This is a genomic window from Phyllobacterium sp. 22229, from assembly GCF_052056495.1.
In the GTDB taxonomy this organism is placed as follows: Bacteria; Pseudomonadota; Alphaproteobacteria; order Rhizobiales; family Rhizobiaceae; genus Phyllobacterium; species Phyllobacterium myrsinacearum.
Genome location: NZ_JBQEPA010000011.1, coordinates 171,050 through 185,036, shown reverse-complemented (window position 1 = coordinate 185,036; position 13,987 = coordinate 171,050). Strand labels below are relative to the sequence as shown.

Genomic DNA, 13,987 nt, shown 5'->3' with positions numbered 1-13,987 from the left:
CTAGCGCTTCTGGTGATTATGTCAAATTCATCGACCACCAATCTGCCATTGCACAGCTTGAGGCGGAACGGGATGAAGCGCGTTCAGTTGTGAAAGACAATCTTTCCGCAATTGAGGAAGCGCAGGAAACCATCAAAAGCCTTCACTCCTGCGCCACCCAAGACGAAGCCTCCCTTGCTGAGATGCTGGACGGTAACAAGCCGCTGCAATCCGATGACCGAGAAATGACTGCCGCCGAAACCGCACTCGCGTGGCTCATCATCGAAGTGTGCGGATGCCCTGATGATGTCAATTACACCATCAACCAAGCTCAAAACATCATTGCGTCCCGTATCAATGGAGGTGGCAAATGAAAACCATTGAAGAACGTCTTGAGGCTTTGGAGATGCATTCTCATGAGCCGTTTGATTTCACTGATCTTATTGAGCGCTTAGAGGTCTTAGAAGCCGAACTAGCCGTCCACCAGAATGATGTTCGGGTTGAAAAGATGGTCAACTCTTCATCGCGGGTGTCAATATCCGATATTCGGGATCAACTCACCGCCTACCAGAAGCGAGAAGCGGGGTTGCGGGAGAGGATCGAAGAACGAGCCGATTACCATTCCGTTCAAGAAACCATGGCTGATGCTATTCGAAGGGTCTGCAAAATATCACGCGGCAATACGCAAGGAATTGCGAGAAATACTCGCCGCACTCAACAAGGAGGGCGTGTGATGGGGAAGCTAACAGGCGGCAGGCCTATGCAGAATATCGGGTGCGCTTTTACGGACGTTGTCTCAGGAAAGCCGGTCTATTACTGGGTTGATACGCTTGGTCGAAGCTGGATGGCAAATGGCGCATGGTCATTATTTCGTGTGCCTTACGTGCCCCAGTCCCTCGCCGCCCTAACGAAAGGTTCCGAACATGAGTGACGTGACAGTGAAAAAGCTGGAATGGGAAGAGAAAGACATTCCGTATCCCGGTTCGAAATATTGGCGAGCCCAGACACCGTTCGATTGGGGCTATCGTGTCATAACTGTTGCGGGTGGTTTTATCGTTCACGGTATCGGAGAAATTCAGCCAACCCTCGAAGCCGCCCAAGCTGAAGCACAAGCCGATTACGAAGCTCGTATCCGTTCCGCCCGCGCGCCTTGTAAGCAGGAGCCGGTTGGATGGCAATGGGAGAGCGCATACGGCGATGAACCACTTACAGGACGATGGATGGTGTCGAATACAAAGCCACATCGCCCCAGTGATGCAACCGATTATGTCATGCGCCCCCTCTTCACCCACCCCACCACCATCAGAGAGGACATCATACGCGAGTGTGCGGAGGTGGTGCAGGCGGCAAATCTTTCGCATGGAAACGAACGTGAGGAAGCAGTAGCCGCCATCCTCTCCCTTCTGGAGGAGCGCTGACATGGTGAAGCCACGCGGGCACGGCCTTACTATCCCATTGAAGCGCGAATATTTCGAGGCGATTAAATCTGGCGAGAAAAAAGAAGAATATCGCCTTCGCAACGACTATTGGAACCGTAGACTTTTCGGAAACAGCATAGAACCAATACCGTTCGATTATATCGAATTAACCCTTGGTTATCCGAAGGCAGCAGATACAGCGCGCCGTTTGATTTTGCCGTGGCGTGGTCTTCTCGAGAAAACAATTACACATCCGCATTTTGGGCCAAATCCAGTCGACGTTTTCGCCATTGACGTATCGGGAGAGCCATCATGACCCAAATAGATGAACTGCTGGCGAGGCTGGAAGCGCGAGCCAAAGCATATGACGAGGCTACAGAGCCGCTGGAATATACGGGCGACGACAAAATCCTTGACCGTGAAGCCGACACCCTCATTCGTTCCCTCGTTGCAGAGAGGGATAGAGAGCGTAAATGGCTTGAGGAATTGGCCCAAGCTATTGTGGATCATTTCCGTATCGAGACGCCAAGTGATGGTTTTTACAACATCACAGCCACCGCATACGAAATCTTAGACGGCGATTTCACAACTGACAGTGATGCAGACCGGCGAGCCACAGCCGCCGAGGCAGAGAATGCAGTGCTGCGGGAAGTATTCTCAAATTTCTTGCCCATTATAGACGCGATATTGGCCGAAGCACCGGCTGAGGCATCTCAATACATCATGTTTATTGACTGCGAAGGCAATAGGCATGGTGTCAATCTAGACATCCTCCGCCGCGCCCGCGCAGCTGGGAGGCGTGAATGATGAGTAAACAACTACTTTTTGAAGCAGCATTCGTAGCTTTCACCTTGTCTGCATGCAACGCCATAATCTGGTGGCTGACATGACCCACTCCCAGCTAATAGCGCGCCTAGAGCAGTTGACCGCGCCGGATCGGGAGGTGGATATTCTTATTGGTAAGATATTTCCTCCTAAGAAAATTCATAGTGACGGAAGTTGGTTTGAGCGGGATGATTTCGTGCGGTATCCCGCTGTAACCGCCTCTGTAGATGCCGCCCTGGCATTGGCTTCCCGTGTGCTGCCGGGGTGGCTTGTCGCTAATATTGGGCAAGACGATAGCAAAACATGGCATGCTGAAATTAGGAAGGGTCACTGCACAGCCTATAGCTCAGTCGAATTGGGCGGCGCTCCAGTGCCTGCCATTGCCCTCTGCATAGCCATCCTCAAAGCCCATGGAGGACAGTAATGACAGCCGACATGGACAGCAAGCTTTGCGTTCCCCACATCAGTCAAGATGGTGCACGGATTCATACACCATCTTGGGGTTGCTATCAGAGTTGCAACAAATACGGGAGCATTTTTACCGTCGAATGGTGCAGCGAACCATTCTGCGAACGGAATGGAGCCGCCGTGAAAAGCCTCATCCATCACGGACATTCAGCCGATAGCTGCCCGTTGCCGCGCTTGCGGGACTGGCTTAAAGCCCATGGAGCGAGCAAATGAAGCAGATTGATCGCGACATCTATGAATATGGCGAAGTCGAGCGTGATGCTGCGCTGATCGCAGACTATGCGCCTCATGGAGGCTGGTTCTGCCGGTTTTACAAGTGGATCGAGGGTATCGCCCGCGAAGAACGGGAGGACCTTATTCAGCAGCGCGACGAGGAACGACGCCGAGACTATGGTGCAAGCAAATGATTGATCGCACCGAATTCAACGAAGACGATACGCTTGACGAGATTGTCGGCTCTGGTGGCGCTCATCTTGAGCACATGGGCGGATCGAGGTGGTTTCTTGAGATCAGCCACGCAGACGGAACATCCACAGCACTGTGGTTTACCTCAAGGAGCCTTCGCAGGCCTCATTGGGAAAAGAGAGGTGTCTCCCGATGAATAGTGCCCTTATAAAGGAAATATAGATCATGCCAAAATGCGATATATGTGGAGATCGAGCCACCCACCTCAATCCGCTCAGGGACATCTATAAGACGGAGGACATACAGGATGTTTGCCCATCCTGCGAGCGGATCGTTGACAAGCAGTTGAGCAAAATTCAAGCGTCTCATGGACAAGCGCAGAGAACGCTTCTGAAGCGCTTTATGGCTATAATGCGATCCGCAGGAGCTTTCAATGACGCCGTATGAAGAACTGGTCGAGAAGGTGGCGCGGAACATCTGCATAGCCAAAGGACTTGATCCAGACTGGAACTATGATCCTACTGGGATAGGAGGAGGATTAGATCATCGCTGGAAATGTTTTACCGGTGAAGCCACCGCAGCCATAGCCACCATCCTCGAAGCCCTGAGTGAGCCGAGCGAAGCGATGGTGACAGCCGGAATGAATGAGCTAGATACCCCATTCTATGCCGACATCGAACGCGGATACCGCGCCATGCTCGAAGCCAGCCCTCTTGTAGAGGAGGAGCGTAAGACGGTGGAAAACGGGAAAAGCACACATGGCTGAAATCCGTTTTCACATAGATCCCAAGGACATCCCGCCAGATAAGGCCGCTCGACGCCTTGGATTGTCTCTAGACAGATTTGAGGAGATACTTCCGCGTCTGTTAAGTCGAGGTTTTCCCCCCTCTGATCCAGACACTGGAAATTTTGACCTTGATGCGATTGATCTATGGCGATCCAACAGGCACAGGCGGGACTTGCCAGCGAACGTACAGGCGTTGCAATCTACGGGAGTTGTCTCCGAGAGATTGAGGAAAATGCGTGGGTAGTGTCAAAATCCCATATTACATCGTTATAAAGGGTAAGTATGGATACTGGGCACCTTCGAAGCAAATGAAGGAGGCTGGGTTCAAACTCGTCCGCTGCGGCGTAGATGGCCCCCAAGCATGGAGAATAGCGTCTGAATGGAACGAACGGTGGCAACGCCATCGAGTCGGTCGAGAACAAGACTCCCCGTTAAAGTGGCCGAAAAGATCCATTGGTGATGCCTTCGAGCGATACAAAAAAACCTCTCAGTGGACAGAGGCCAAAAAACCACGCACTCGGGAAGAGTGGGAAAGATCGTGGGCTAGGATAAGCCCGATATTTGGCGATCTGCCGCCGACAAGCCCAGAAATCAATTTTGAAGCGCTCTCACAGTTTAGAGACACGATCAAGCAGACCGTTTCACCTCGTGAAGCTTGGCGCGTTATCAAGACTTGGCGCGCTCTATGGAATGTATGTGCGGCAATGCAGTTCTGTGATGGGAAACAGGACCCCTCTCTCGCCGTGCGAAACAGTGCGCCACTGCCTAGATCATCGTCATGGAGCGAGGGGGAAGTTGTCAGGCTGGTCAAAATGGCGTGGCGGCGGAAATATTATGGTTTGGCTGTCAGTATCGCCTTCGCATGGGACACGCAGCTTTCGCCCGCGGATCTGCGAGGGCTTACTGTTGCTGGCATCAAGGGAGAAGGCAGAGAACGCTACTTCCCGATAGAACGGGCGAAGTCCGGTCGCGCGGCGATTGGAACAGTCGGCCGGCGCTCCCTAGCATTGCTTGATGCCTATTTAACGAAAGAACCATGCGATGTTGGCGCGATTTTGCGCAATCGCAGTGGTGCAGTCTATTCCCGTTATACTCTACCAGATGATTTTGGTGTAGTCCGAGAACTCACGTTCCCGGGAGACAAGCGCACACTTGCCGACATGAGACGATCCGGGGCCATTGAAGCAAATGCTGGTGGCGCATCCCCGTCCAACACCGCTGCAAAAATGGCGAACAGCATTTCAAGCGCGAATGCGATCCACAAAACGTATCAACCGGTGGATTTGGAAAGTGTCCGACAGGCTGACGAGGCGCGCATTATTGGCCGTCGTCGCATCAGAGAACGGAACAAATAGACCACAAAAGTCTAAACTCGGATCTGGGACGAGTCTAAACTCCCCAAATAGTCCACAGCTAAGCTATTGAAAAGATGGCGATCCCGGCTGGATTCGAACCAGCGACCGTCGGCTTAGAAGGCCGGTGCTCTATCCAGCTGAGCTACGGGACCAGCGTTTACACCGGCGATGGCAGTATCGCCGGGAAATCCGAACAAACTGCAAACGCTTGAACGTCAAAAATCAGTGCGTCCAAGGCTGCTTGCGGTCAAAGCGGAAGTTTTCCGAATAGGAAACCACACGCCGCCTTGTTTCCTTGGGTTCCTGCACCGAATAGGCAATGCCGTTCTTCTGTGCATAGGCGATTGCCTCTTCCTTCGTTTCGAAGGACAGGCGGATCTGGCTCTTCATGTCGCGCGATGACGTATAGCCCATCAGCGGCTCAACCTTGCGCGGCTGTTCCGGCTCGAATTCCAGCATCCAGCTTTCGGTCTTGGCCTTGCCGGACTGCATGGCTGTTTTTGCGGGGCGGTAAATACGTGCTGCCATTAGAAGAAATCCCTTTGTCTGAAATCCCGATATAGTACAGGCTTCGGTTCAGTACCAGCAGCATCATCGGTTGAAATGGTCGGAGCGGAGAGATTCGAACTCCCGACCCTCTGGTCCCAAACCAGATGCGCTACCAGGCTGCGCTACGCTCCGTATCATGTTCAACGTTGGCTTCCCTAGAGTTTTTGATTCCGGAACGCAATAGCCAAATCAAAGAAAAGCCCGCAAACGGAACAAAAGCTTTGCAGCGGCAGCGAAGACAACGGTGAAAGTTGCAGGCAAGCCGCCGGGCATGTTCCGCCGATGTTCCGCCCTGCCCCGCAACCGGCGCTGCCGGCGCGGCGGCGGCATGCAATGATTCGGCGACAAATGGCTTGATTGTAACGTCCGACTTTGGAACACTCCCCCTGCTCGAACACCGGCGCGGGTCCGGCAGCACCTGCCCTCTGGCGGGAGGCTGCGCCGCGTTGAAGATACGTCCTTGACCGGGGTCATACCCCCGGAACTGGTTTTGCAGGGAACGCCCCGTTGTCCGCCGAGATGTGCGCACTGACGGCTCGTTCAAACCGTTGGAGTTTCATCATGTCAGCAAACATCGAGATCACAGATACGGCAGCGTTCGACCTCGCCCAGGGCATCGCCGATACCCAGAAGGCAAAACTGCGGGAGCAACAGCTGCACCAGATCAGCGATGACGATATGCAGATCGGTGAAACCTGGTTCGTGTGGGGTATTTTCAGCGCCATCACCGATGACCGCGCGCGGCAGCAGAAACTGCTGGCCGATTATCTCGCCCGGAAAATCCAGCCGCGCGGCGATATTGCCAAAATCGTCAGGGATACGCTCGCCCTCGACAGCGAGGGCAACCAGTTGTTCAACGCGATTTCCACCGCCGGACGGCAAGCCTATCACGAAGACGGCGACCATCACCTGAGCAAGATCGCGGCGATCTTTCTCAACGCCATCAAGAACCACTGATCTTAGAGATCGAAGGTCGCCTGCCCCTCGTCGAGGGCCGTGACGACACTGGCGGCCAGCGCGCGGGTGATTTTCGATTTTTTCTCCAGCGCCGCGCGGTCAAGACGCTCGACGATGCGGCTGGCGGTGGACAGCGACCGCTCGATATGGCTCACCAGAAAGCCGATCACATTGGGATCGACGGCGATCTGCCGGTCGGCAAACAGCTTGTACATGACCCCGGACAACAGCATGTCATCCGGCTCGCCGATCTCCACCGTCGTTGCCGCCTTCAGGCGTGAGGCAAGGTCGGGCAGTTTTACCGGCCAGCTGCCCGGCCAGCGGCGCGAGGTCATCAACAGGCTCGATCCGCTCTGGCGCACGCTGTTGATCAGATGGAAAAGCCCGGCTTCATCGATCGGGCCGTCGCCGATGGCATCGATCAGGAAGGGACCGGTCTTGCCCGAGGCATCGCCGATATGTGCGGCATCGATGACGGTTGCGTCCGATTCGGCCTTCCAGACCGCCGCCAGATGCGTCTTGCCCGATCCTGTCGGCCCGGCAAGGATGACGACGGGTGAAATCCAGCCCGGCCAGCGGTCGACAATATCCACCGCCGCCATGTTGGAGGCGGTGACAATCAGGTCGTCGCGCGAATATCCCGGCTCATGGCCAAGATCGAGCGGCAGTTGTCGCGGTGCATCGGTCATACCGGGTGAAATACAGTCAATGCCGCCCCGATGTCACCGGATTTCTTTGGACTGCCCGCTTTTGCTGTAGTCGCCTGTGTAGAGCGGGGATTGCCGGTAACGGCCGATGACAAAGCGCACGAGCACGCCCATCGCGGCTGCCGTCGGCACGGCAATCAGCATGCCGGTGAAGCCCATGAGCGAACCGAAGGCAAACAGAGCGAACATCAGCCAGACCGGATGCAGCCCGACAGAGGAGCCCACCAGTTTCGGCTGCAGGATATTGCCCTCGAAGAACTGGCCGATGAAGAACACCACCGCCACCGCGCCCACGTAGAAATAATCCGGCCAGAACTGCACCAGCGCCACGCCGATCGCCAGCACCAGCCCGACCAGCGAACCGACATAGGGGATGAAACTGATGAGACCGGCAAACAGCCCGATCAGCAGGCCGAAATTCAAGCCGACAATGGTCAGCCCCACCGCATAGATCATGCCGAGCAGCAGGCACACGGTGCCCTGCCCGCGCACGAAGCCGGCAATGGCCTTGTTCATGTCACGGGCGATTTCGCGCACTGTCTGCACATGGTCGCGCGGCGTCAGATTGTCGATGCTCTGCACCATGCGGTCCCAGTCGAGCAGCATGTAGAATGCGACGACGGGCGTGACGACGAACAGCGCCGCGACATCGATCAGCGTCTTGCCCGAACTCCAGATCGACTGCAGCAGGGTGGACAGGAACCCCGCGCCCTGCTGCAGCAGGGAATCGAGGCTGTTGCGGATGACGGAGGCATCGACGCCGATGAAATCCTTCAGCCACTGGGAATCGCGGTTGGCGATGAGTTCCTGCAGCCGGGCGACATAGCTCGGCAGGCGGGCGATGAAATCGGTCATCTGCGAGGCCAGGATCGGCACGAGGATCATCAGCAGCAGTGCAAAGGTCACCACGAACAGGATGAGGATGACGATGGTCGCCAGCAGGCGCGACATGCCCAGGCGCTCCAGCCGGTCGGCGACGGGATCGAGGAAATAGGCCAGCACAAGCCCGGCCACGAAGGGCAGCAGGATGGACGAGAAGATGTAGAGGAACAGCGCCAGGAACACGACGGCGCCGGTCCAGAACACCGCCTGACGGCGCACGCTGGTTGCCAGAGTGCTCACCTGCACATCCACATGGATGTCACGTTCGGCCGGTGGTGTCGTCTTCGTCTTGCTTACGGTTTTGCTCATAGCCAGCCATGTGTTGTGTCCATGCCACGAGATAGGCAGTGGAGGACGCTGCGGTCAAGAGTGCAACCATCCATACCAGAATCGTCCGCCCCGCGCCGAATGAAAATTGGAAGGTCATATCAGCCAGGGTAAACGCCACCAGCACGATCTGCAGCGCCGTGTTCGCCTTGGACACGAACAGCGGGCGCATTTCCACCGGATTGGCCATCACCGTCGACAGCAGCACCGCACTGATAATGAGGATGTCACGCGAAACAACGATGACAACCAGCCAGACCGGCAGCTCGTTGAGAAACCCGAGGACGACGAACAGGGTAACCAGCAGCAGCTTGTCGGCCATGGGATCAAGATAGGCGCCCAGCTCCGAACGCTGGTCGTAGCGGCGGGCGATGTAACCGTCGACGCCATCCGAAACACCCGCAACGACAAAACCGGCAAGCGCCGCGCCGACCGAACCGGACAGCAGCGCCATGACGATGAACGGTACGAGGATGAAGCGGAAGATGGTGATATAGTTGGGAATTGTCACGCTGCCGGCTTCCTCGCACTTTCTATCGTTACGCTCTAGATGGACGCAGCAGCGGCATTGCTCAACCCCTTTCCCGCGGCCAAACTGTCGATATCTGGTGTTTTCACCCGGCTTGGGGCACTCAGAGCTTGCAGCGGCGGCGGAGTCGTGCCATTTCGCCAGCAACAATCCGGAGCTGACAATGACGATCAAAAATGGCCTCACCTATGCGCAGGCAGGCGTCGATATCGATGCCGGCAATCTGCTTGTCGAAAAGATCAAGCCGATCGTGCGCTCGACGCGCCGTCCCGGTGCCGATGGCGAGATCGGCGGTTTTGGCGGCCTGTTCGACCTGAAAGCCGCCGGTTTTACCGATCCGGTCCTCGTTGCCGCCAATGACGGCGTCGGCACCAAGCTGAAGATCGCCATCGATGCGGGTGTGCATGACACGGTGGGTATCGACCTCGTCGCCATGTGCGTCAACGATCTGGTGGTCCAGGGCGCAGAACCCCTGTTCTTCCTCGACTATTTTGCCACCGGCAAGCTCGACCCGGATCAGGGCGCGGCCATTGTCAGCGGCATCGCCGAGGGCTGCCTGCAGGCCGGATGCGCGCTGATCGGCGGCGAGACCGCGGAAATGCCGGGCATGTACCGCGACGGCGATTACGATCTGGCCGGTTTTGCCGTTGGCGCTGCCGAGCGCAACCAGCTGCTGCCATCGGGCGATGTGGCCGAAGGTGATGTCATTCTCGGCCTTGCCTCCTCGGGCGTTCACTCCAACGGCTTTTCGCTGGTGCGGCGCATCGTCGAACTCTCCGGCCTCGGCTGGGATGCCGACGCGCCCTTCAAGCCGGGCACATCGCTCGGACAGGCCCTGCTCACGCCGACGCGCATCTATGTCAAGCCGCTGCTGGCGGCGATCCGCGAAACCCATGCGATCAAGGCGCTTGCCCATATCACCGGCGGCGGTTTCCCCGACAATATTCCCCGCGTGCTGCCGAAGGAGCTGACCGCCAGCATCGATCTTTCCGCCATCGCGGTGCCGCCGGTGTTTTCCTGGCTGGCCAAGGTTGGCGGCGTCGCGCGCGATGAAATGCTGCGCACGTTCAATTGCGGTATCGGCATGATCGCCGTCGTCGCACCGGAAAACGCCGATGCCGTGCTCGCCGCGCTCAAAGCGCAGGGCGAAAACGCCGTGCGCCTTGGCACCATGGTTGCCCGCGCCGACAGCGGTGTTGTCTATCAGGGCAACCTGGCGCTGTGAGCAACGCAACCCGCAAAAAGCGCGTCGCGGTGCTGATTTCGGGCCGCGGTTCCAACATGACCGCCTTGATCGAGGCGGCGAAGGCGGCTGACTATCCCGCCGAGATCGTGGCCGTCATCGCCAACAAGCTCGACGCAGGCGGGCTGGAGACGGCAAAGGCGCACGGTATCGCCGCGCACGCCATTGCGCACCGCGACTATCCGACGAAGCAGGCGCATGAGGCTGCCGTCTCCGCTGCGCTGCAGGCAGCGGGAGCGGAAATCGTCTGCCTCGCCGGCTACATGCGGTTGATGTCGGCTGAGTTCGTTCAGGCCTGGGAAGGCCGGATGATCAATATCCACCCGTCGCTCCTGCCGCTGTTCAAGGGCCTGCACACGCATGAACAGGCGCTTGAAGCCGGTGTTCGCGTGCATGGCTGCACCGTGCATTTTGTCACGGCGGGCATGGATGAAGGCCCGATCATCGCCCAGACCGCCGTACCGGTGCTCAATGGCGATACGTCAGACAGTCTTGCGTTGCGCGTGCTGTCGGTGGAACACGAGACCTATGCCCGCGCCCTGGCGCAGGTGGCATCCGGCAAGGCCGTCATGCAGGCCGGGCGCACGGTTTTCAGCGATTGATCAAGTGACACCGCCGCCTACGCTGCATCTTTCTTGTTCTTTGTCGCAGGCACAATTTTCAGTTGCAGGCCAAGTGCGTCAGCGACTTTTGTGATGGTTGCCAGTTCCGGATTACCCTCGCCGCTCAAGGCTTTATATATTGTCTGACGCGGGAGACCGGTTTTCTGGGAAAGCTCGGTAATCCCGCGCGCACGCGCGATCGTACCCAAGGCGCGCGCTATTTCCGCAGGCGTTCCATCTTCACACGTCGCCGCCAGATATTCTTTGATCATCTCTTCGGAATCCAGATGATGCGCGGTGTCATAGGGACTTAACTTTATCATGATCTGCCTTTCCTCAAGGAGATGGCCATGGTCTGTGCCCTCTTGATATCGCGGTCCTGTGTACTCTTGTCACCGCCGCACAACAGGATGATCAAGACACTCTTTCGCTCAATATAGTAGACGCGGTACCCCGGACCATAATCAATACGAAGTTCGCTGACGCCCTCGCCCACAGCTTTGACATCACCGGTATTGCCTTCAATCAATCGATCGAGCCGTTTGGCAATTCTCGCTCTGGCTCGCTGATCCCGCAGACCATCAAACCAGTCTAAAAACGTGTCGGTCTTTTCAATCAACCGCTTCATAAATGTAAGCCATAGTTGTCAAAATGTATAGATACTCAAAATTTCAGATTCAAAAAACAGTCAAAAATATCAATAAAATCAATTCATTGCCGGGCGGATCCAAACCTTGCTGTCGTGGAAGGCTGCACCGCCATAGGGCGCTGATGCGTCCGAGCCCGTCAGCACGTTGATGCCTTCGCCGCGCTCGAATGCCGAATTGCGGAACAGGCCTTCCGAAATCACCACGCCGCGCTTGAGACCGGCGTTCAGGCGGGCATGCACCACCACTTCGCCGCGCTCATTGCCGATTTCGACGCGCATGCCCTCCTCGATGCCGAGACCGCTCGCATCGTCCGGATGAATCAACAATTCCGGGCGGCCCTCTTTCAACATCGACGTCGGCGTTTCGGCAAAGGTCGAGTTGAGGAAATTATGGGCGGGCGACGTGCCCAGCCGGAACGGATGCTTTGCATCCGCAACTTCAATCGCTTCCCAATAATCCGGCCATTGCGGCAGGGTCGTGAACGGCCCCTGGGTGCCCATGGACTGCGGCGGACGGTTGGGCGACGGGCTGCCGGTCCAATCCGGCTTGAAACGGAATTTGCCGTCAGGCCAGTTGAAACCTTTTTCGTAATGCGCGGTTTCGTAGTCCGGCTGCACATCGAGCCAGCGGATTTCCTTCAGCACGTCATAGCCCGGCAGATTGCTCGCCGCCATCATATGGTCGATCAGTGTTTTGGCGTCGAGATCGAAGCCCGGCAGGTCGCCGACGCCAAGGCGTTTTGCCAGTTCATTGATGACATAGAGGTTGGGACGCGTTTCGCCCGGACCGTCGATCAGCTTGGGGCCGAGGACGATATGCTGCTGGCCGCCGCCGCGATAGATGTCGTCATGCTCCATGAACATGGTGGCCGGTAACACCACGTCGGCCAGCTTTGCCGTGTCGGTCATGAACTGCTCGTGCACGGCCATGAACAGGTCCTCGCGCAGCATGCCCTGCTTGATCAGGCGCTGCTGCGGCGCGACATTGGCCGGGTTGGTGTTCTGGATCAGCATCGCCATGACGGGCGGCCCGCCATAGAGCGTATCCTTGTCGCCGTTGAGCGCCAGACCGATTTTGGACTGGTCGATATGGCGAACGGAGGAATCCTTGAACGCCTGCCCTTCGATTTCCCGCTTGTCCATGCGGAAAATTCCGGAATTGGAGTGAAATGCCCCACCGCCTTCATGTTTCCAGGCGCCGGTGACGGCCGCAATGGACAGCGCCGCATGCATGTTCACAGCGCCATTGCGCTGGCGGGTGAAGCCATAGCCAAGCCGGAAGAATGTCTTCTTCGTCGTGCCGACCAGCCGGGCGAACTCTTCGATCTCGGCAACGGTCAGGCCGGTCAGCGCCGCCGCCCACTCCGGCGTGCGGCCGGCAAGATGCGCTTCCAGCCCCTTCGGATCGTCCGTATAGGCGTTGAGATAATCCCAGTCGGCAAGGCCGTCGCGGAACAGCACGTGCATGACGGCGCAAGCCAGCGCCCCGTCGGTTCCCGGCTTCAGCACGAGGCCGAGATCCGCCTGCCGCACGGTGGCATTCTCATAGATATCGATGGCAACGATCTTGGCGCCGCGCTCCTTGCGGGCGCGCACCGCATGGGTCATGACATTGACCTGCGTTGCCGCCGCATTGGTGCCCCAGATCACCACGCAATCGGACTTGGCCATTTCGCGCGGATCGACGCCGCCAAGCTTGCCGGTCCCGGCGAAAAAGCCGGTCCAGGCCATGTTGGTGCAAAAACTGTCGAACTGGTTGGAATATTTTTTGGCGTGGCGCAGGCGGTGCATGGAATCGCGCTGCACCAGCCCCATCGTACCGGCATAGATGTAGGGCCAGATGCTTTGCGAGCCGTATTCCGCTTCGGCCTTGAGAAAGCGCTCGGCAATCAGATCGAGCGCGGCGTCCCAGCTTGCCTCTTTCCACACGCCCTCGCCTTTGGAACCGCCGCGGACAAGCGGCTTCAGCAGCCGGTCTGGATGGTGGATGCGCTCGGCATAGCGGGCGACCTTGGCGCAGATGACGCCAGCCGTATAGCTGTTGTCCTTGGCGCCGCGCACGCGTCCGATCTGGCCGGAATCGAGCACCTCGACATCCAGCGCGCAGGTCGATGGGCAATCGTGAGGACAGGCCGAGTGGCCCGTGCGGAGAATGACAGCTTTGTTCATGGCCTATCCATAGCGCAGTTTTCGCGCCGCCGGAATGGGCTGGATAAATGCTGCAGAACGCAAAATGTCGCGACCGCGCTTGACGTTGGCGGGTGGACTTGATACTTAAGTAATTACTTTAGTATTGAATACTGTT

20 protein-coding genes and 2 tRNA genes are annotated in these 13,987 nt (G+C 57.3%); 12 read left to right on the top strand and 10 right to left on the bottom strand.

The features are described from left to right. The 7 genes from ACTJJ7_RS15420 to ACTJJ7_RS15390 form a co-directional block, all read left to right on the top strand. The coding region (locus ACTJJ7_RS15420; RefSeq protein WP_440967866.1) for a hypothetical protein at nucleotides 1–353 on the top strand (353 nt) is incomplete at its 5' end. Then, the gene (locus ACTJJ7_RS15415) at nucleotides 350–910 is read left to right on the top strand and encodes a hypothetical protein (protein WP_440967864.1); all 561 of its coding nucleotides are present in this window, start codon (nucleotides 350–352) and stop codon (nucleotides 908–910) included. The genes ACTJJ7_RS15420 and ACTJJ7_RS15415, both read left to right, overlap by 4 nt. Continuing rightward, the gene (locus tag ACTJJ7_RS15410) at nucleotides 903–1,397 is read left to right on the top strand and encodes a hypothetical protein (RefSeq protein WP_440967863.1); all 495 of its coding nucleotides are present in this window, start codon (nucleotides 903–905) and stop codon (nucleotides 1,395–1,397) included. The genes ACTJJ7_RS15415 and ACTJJ7_RS15410 overlap by 8 nt, the downstream gene beginning before the upstream one ends. 1 nt (nucleotide 1,398) lies before the next feature. Beyond that, on the top strand, nucleotides 1,399–1,713 hold the full coding sequence (locus tag ACTJJ7_RS15405) for an ASCH domain-containing protein (protein ID WP_440967861.1): 315 nt from the start codon (nucleotides 1,399–1,401) through the stop codon (nucleotides 1,711–1,713). Then, the gene (locus tag ACTJJ7_RS15400; RefSeq protein WP_440967859.1) at nucleotides 1,710–2,204 is read left to right on the top strand and encodes a hypothetical protein; all 495 of its coding nucleotides are present in this window, start codon (nucleotides 1,710–1,712) and stop codon (nucleotides 2,202–2,204) included. The genes ACTJJ7_RS15405 and ACTJJ7_RS15400 overlap by 4 nt, the downstream gene beginning before the upstream one ends. Before the next feature lie 79 nt (nucleotides 2,205–2,283). Beyond that, complete coding sequence (locus ACTJJ7_RS15395) at nucleotides 2,284–2,646, top strand: hypothetical protein (protein WP_440967857.1); 363 nt, start codon at nucleotides 2,284–2,286, stop codon at nucleotides 2,644–2,646. Between the two features lie 253 nt (nucleotides 2,647–2,899). Beyond that, nucleotides 2,900–3,097, top strand: a complete 198-nt coding sequence (locus tag ACTJJ7_RS15390) for a hypothetical protein (RefSeq protein ID WP_440967856.1) — start codon at nucleotides 2,900–2,902, stop codon at nucleotides 3,095–3,097. Here ACTJJ7_RS15390 and ACTJJ7_RS15385 read toward each other — a convergent pair. Next, on the bottom strand, nucleotides 3,079–3,207 hold the full coding sequence (locus ACTJJ7_RS15385; RefSeq protein ID WP_440967854.1) for a hypothetical protein: 129 nt from the start codon (nucleotides 3,205–3,207) through the stop codon (nucleotides 3,079–3,081). The two genes, ACTJJ7_RS15390 and ACTJJ7_RS15385, sit on opposite strands and share 19 nt — an antisense overlap. Nucleotides 3,208–3,528: 321 nt before the next feature. Between ACTJJ7_RS15385 and ACTJJ7_RS15380 the strand changes: the two genes are divergently transcribed. Both ACTJJ7_RS15380 and ACTJJ7_RS15375 read left to right on the top strand, forming a co-directional pair. Next, on the top strand, nucleotides 3,529–3,861 hold the full coding sequence (locus tag ACTJJ7_RS15380; RefSeq protein WP_440967852.1) for a hypothetical protein: 333 nt from the start codon (nucleotides 3,529–3,531) through the stop codon (nucleotides 3,859–3,861). 860 nt (nucleotides 3,862–4,721) lie between these two features. After that, nucleotides 4,722–5,237, top strand: coding sequence for a hypothetical protein (locus ACTJJ7_RS15375; protein WP_440967850.1), 516 nt, complete (start codon nucleotides 4,722–4,724; stop codon nucleotides 5,235–5,237). A gap of 75 nt (nucleotides 5,238–5,312) precedes the next feature. On the opposite strand, the gene ACTJJ7_RS15370 is transcribed toward ACTJJ7_RS15375, so the two are convergent. From ACTJJ7_RS15370 to ACTJJ7_RS15360, 3 genes are all read right to left on the bottom strand, one after another. Next, nucleotides 5,313–5,389 (bottom strand) — tRNA-Arg (locus tag ACTJJ7_RS15370). Between the two features lie 70 nt (nucleotides 5,390–5,459). Next, nucleotides 5,460–5,765 carry an ETC complex I subunit gene (locus tag ACTJJ7_RS15365; protein ID WP_105735719.1) on the bottom strand — a complete coding sequence of 102 codons (306 nt, stop codon included), beginning with the start codon at nucleotides 5,763–5,765 and terminating at the stop codon, nucleotides 5,460–5,462. 76 nt (nucleotides 5,766–5,841) lie between these two features. Then, nucleotides 5,842–5,918: transfer RNA gene (locus tag ACTJJ7_RS15360), tRNA-Pro, on the bottom strand. Nucleotides 5,919–6,347: 429 nt separating this feature from the next. Here ACTJJ7_RS15360 and ACTJJ7_RS15355 point away from each other — a divergent pair. Further along, on the top strand, nucleotides 6,348–6,743 hold the full coding sequence (locus ACTJJ7_RS15355; protein WP_130269100.1) for a hypothetical protein: 396 nt from the start codon (nucleotides 6,348–6,350) through the stop codon (nucleotides 6,741–6,743). Between the two features lie 2 nt (nucleotides 6,744–6,745). On the opposite strand, the gene hdaA is transcribed toward ACTJJ7_RS15355, so the two are convergent. The 3 genes from hdaA to ACTJJ7_RS15340 are packed head-to-tail and all read right to left on the bottom strand — an operon-like array spanning nucleotide 6,746 to nucleotide 9,170. Further along, entirely contained in the window at nucleotides 6,746–7,444 is a 699-nt protein-coding gene (gene hdaA / locus ACTJJ7_RS15350) for a DnaA regulatory inactivator HdaA (protein WP_425350498.1), read from the bottom strand. Nucleotides 7,445–7,465: 21 nt separating this feature from the next. After that, on the bottom strand, nucleotides 7,466–8,641 hold the full coding sequence (locus ACTJJ7_RS15345) for an AI-2E family transporter (protein ID WP_110003320.1): 1,176 nt from the start codon (nucleotides 8,639–8,641) through the stop codon (nucleotides 7,466–7,468). Then, complete coding sequence (locus ACTJJ7_RS15340; protein WP_105735724.1) at nucleotides 8,592–9,170, bottom strand: CDP-alcohol phosphatidyltransferase family protein; 579 nt, start codon at nucleotides 9,168–9,170, stop codon at nucleotides 8,592–8,594. The genes ACTJJ7_RS15345 and ACTJJ7_RS15340 overlap by 50 nt, the downstream gene beginning before the upstream one ends. Nucleotides 9,171–9,351: 181 nt before the next feature. Here ACTJJ7_RS15340 and purM point away from each other — a divergent pair, with 181 nt between their 5' ends. Together purM and purN are read left to right on the top strand one after the other, a co-directional pair. Continuing rightward, nucleotides 9,352–10,413: a phosphoribosylformylglycinamidine cyclo-ligase gene (gene purM, locus ACTJJ7_RS15335; protein WP_440967847.1), complete on the top strand. Its 1,062-nt coding sequence runs from the start codon at nucleotides 9,352–9,354 to the stop codon at nucleotides 10,411–10,413. After that, nucleotides 10,410–11,033, top strand: coding sequence for a phosphoribosylglycinamide formyltransferase (purN, locus tag ACTJJ7_RS15330; protein WP_440967845.1), 624 nt, complete (start codon nucleotides 10,410–10,412; stop codon nucleotides 11,031–11,033). Before purM ends, purN begins: the two co-directional genes overlap by 4 nt. Nucleotides 11,034–11,050: 17 nt before the next feature. On the opposite strand, the gene ACTJJ7_RS15325 is transcribed toward purN, so the two are convergent. The 3 genes from ACTJJ7_RS15325 to ACTJJ7_RS15315 all read right to left on the bottom strand — a co-directional run bounded on the left by ACTJJ7_RS15325 (nucleotide 11,051) and on the right by ACTJJ7_RS15315 (nucleotide 13,851). After that, nucleotides 11,051–11,356 (bottom strand): addiction module antidote protein, encoded by a 306-nt coding sequence (locus ACTJJ7_RS15325; RefSeq protein ID WP_105735728.1) that lies wholly within the window; start codon nucleotides 11,354–11,356, stop codon nucleotides 11,051–11,053. Next, nucleotides 11,353–11,661: a type II toxin-antitoxin system RelE/ParE family toxin gene (locus ACTJJ7_RS15320; RefSeq protein ID WP_440967843.1), complete on the bottom strand. Its 309-nt coding sequence runs from the start codon at nucleotides 11,659–11,661 to the stop codon at nucleotides 11,353–11,355. The genes ACTJJ7_RS15325 and ACTJJ7_RS15320 overlap by 4 nt, the downstream gene beginning before the upstream one ends. Before the next feature lie 78 nt (nucleotides 11,662–11,739). Beyond that, nucleotides 11,740–13,851 (bottom strand): molybdopterin oxidoreductase family protein, encoded by a 2,112-nt coding sequence (locus ACTJJ7_RS15315; RefSeq protein WP_440967841.1) that lies wholly within the window; start codon nucleotides 13,849–13,851, stop codon nucleotides 11,740–11,742. Nucleotides 13,852–13,987 lie beyond the last annotated feature (136 nt).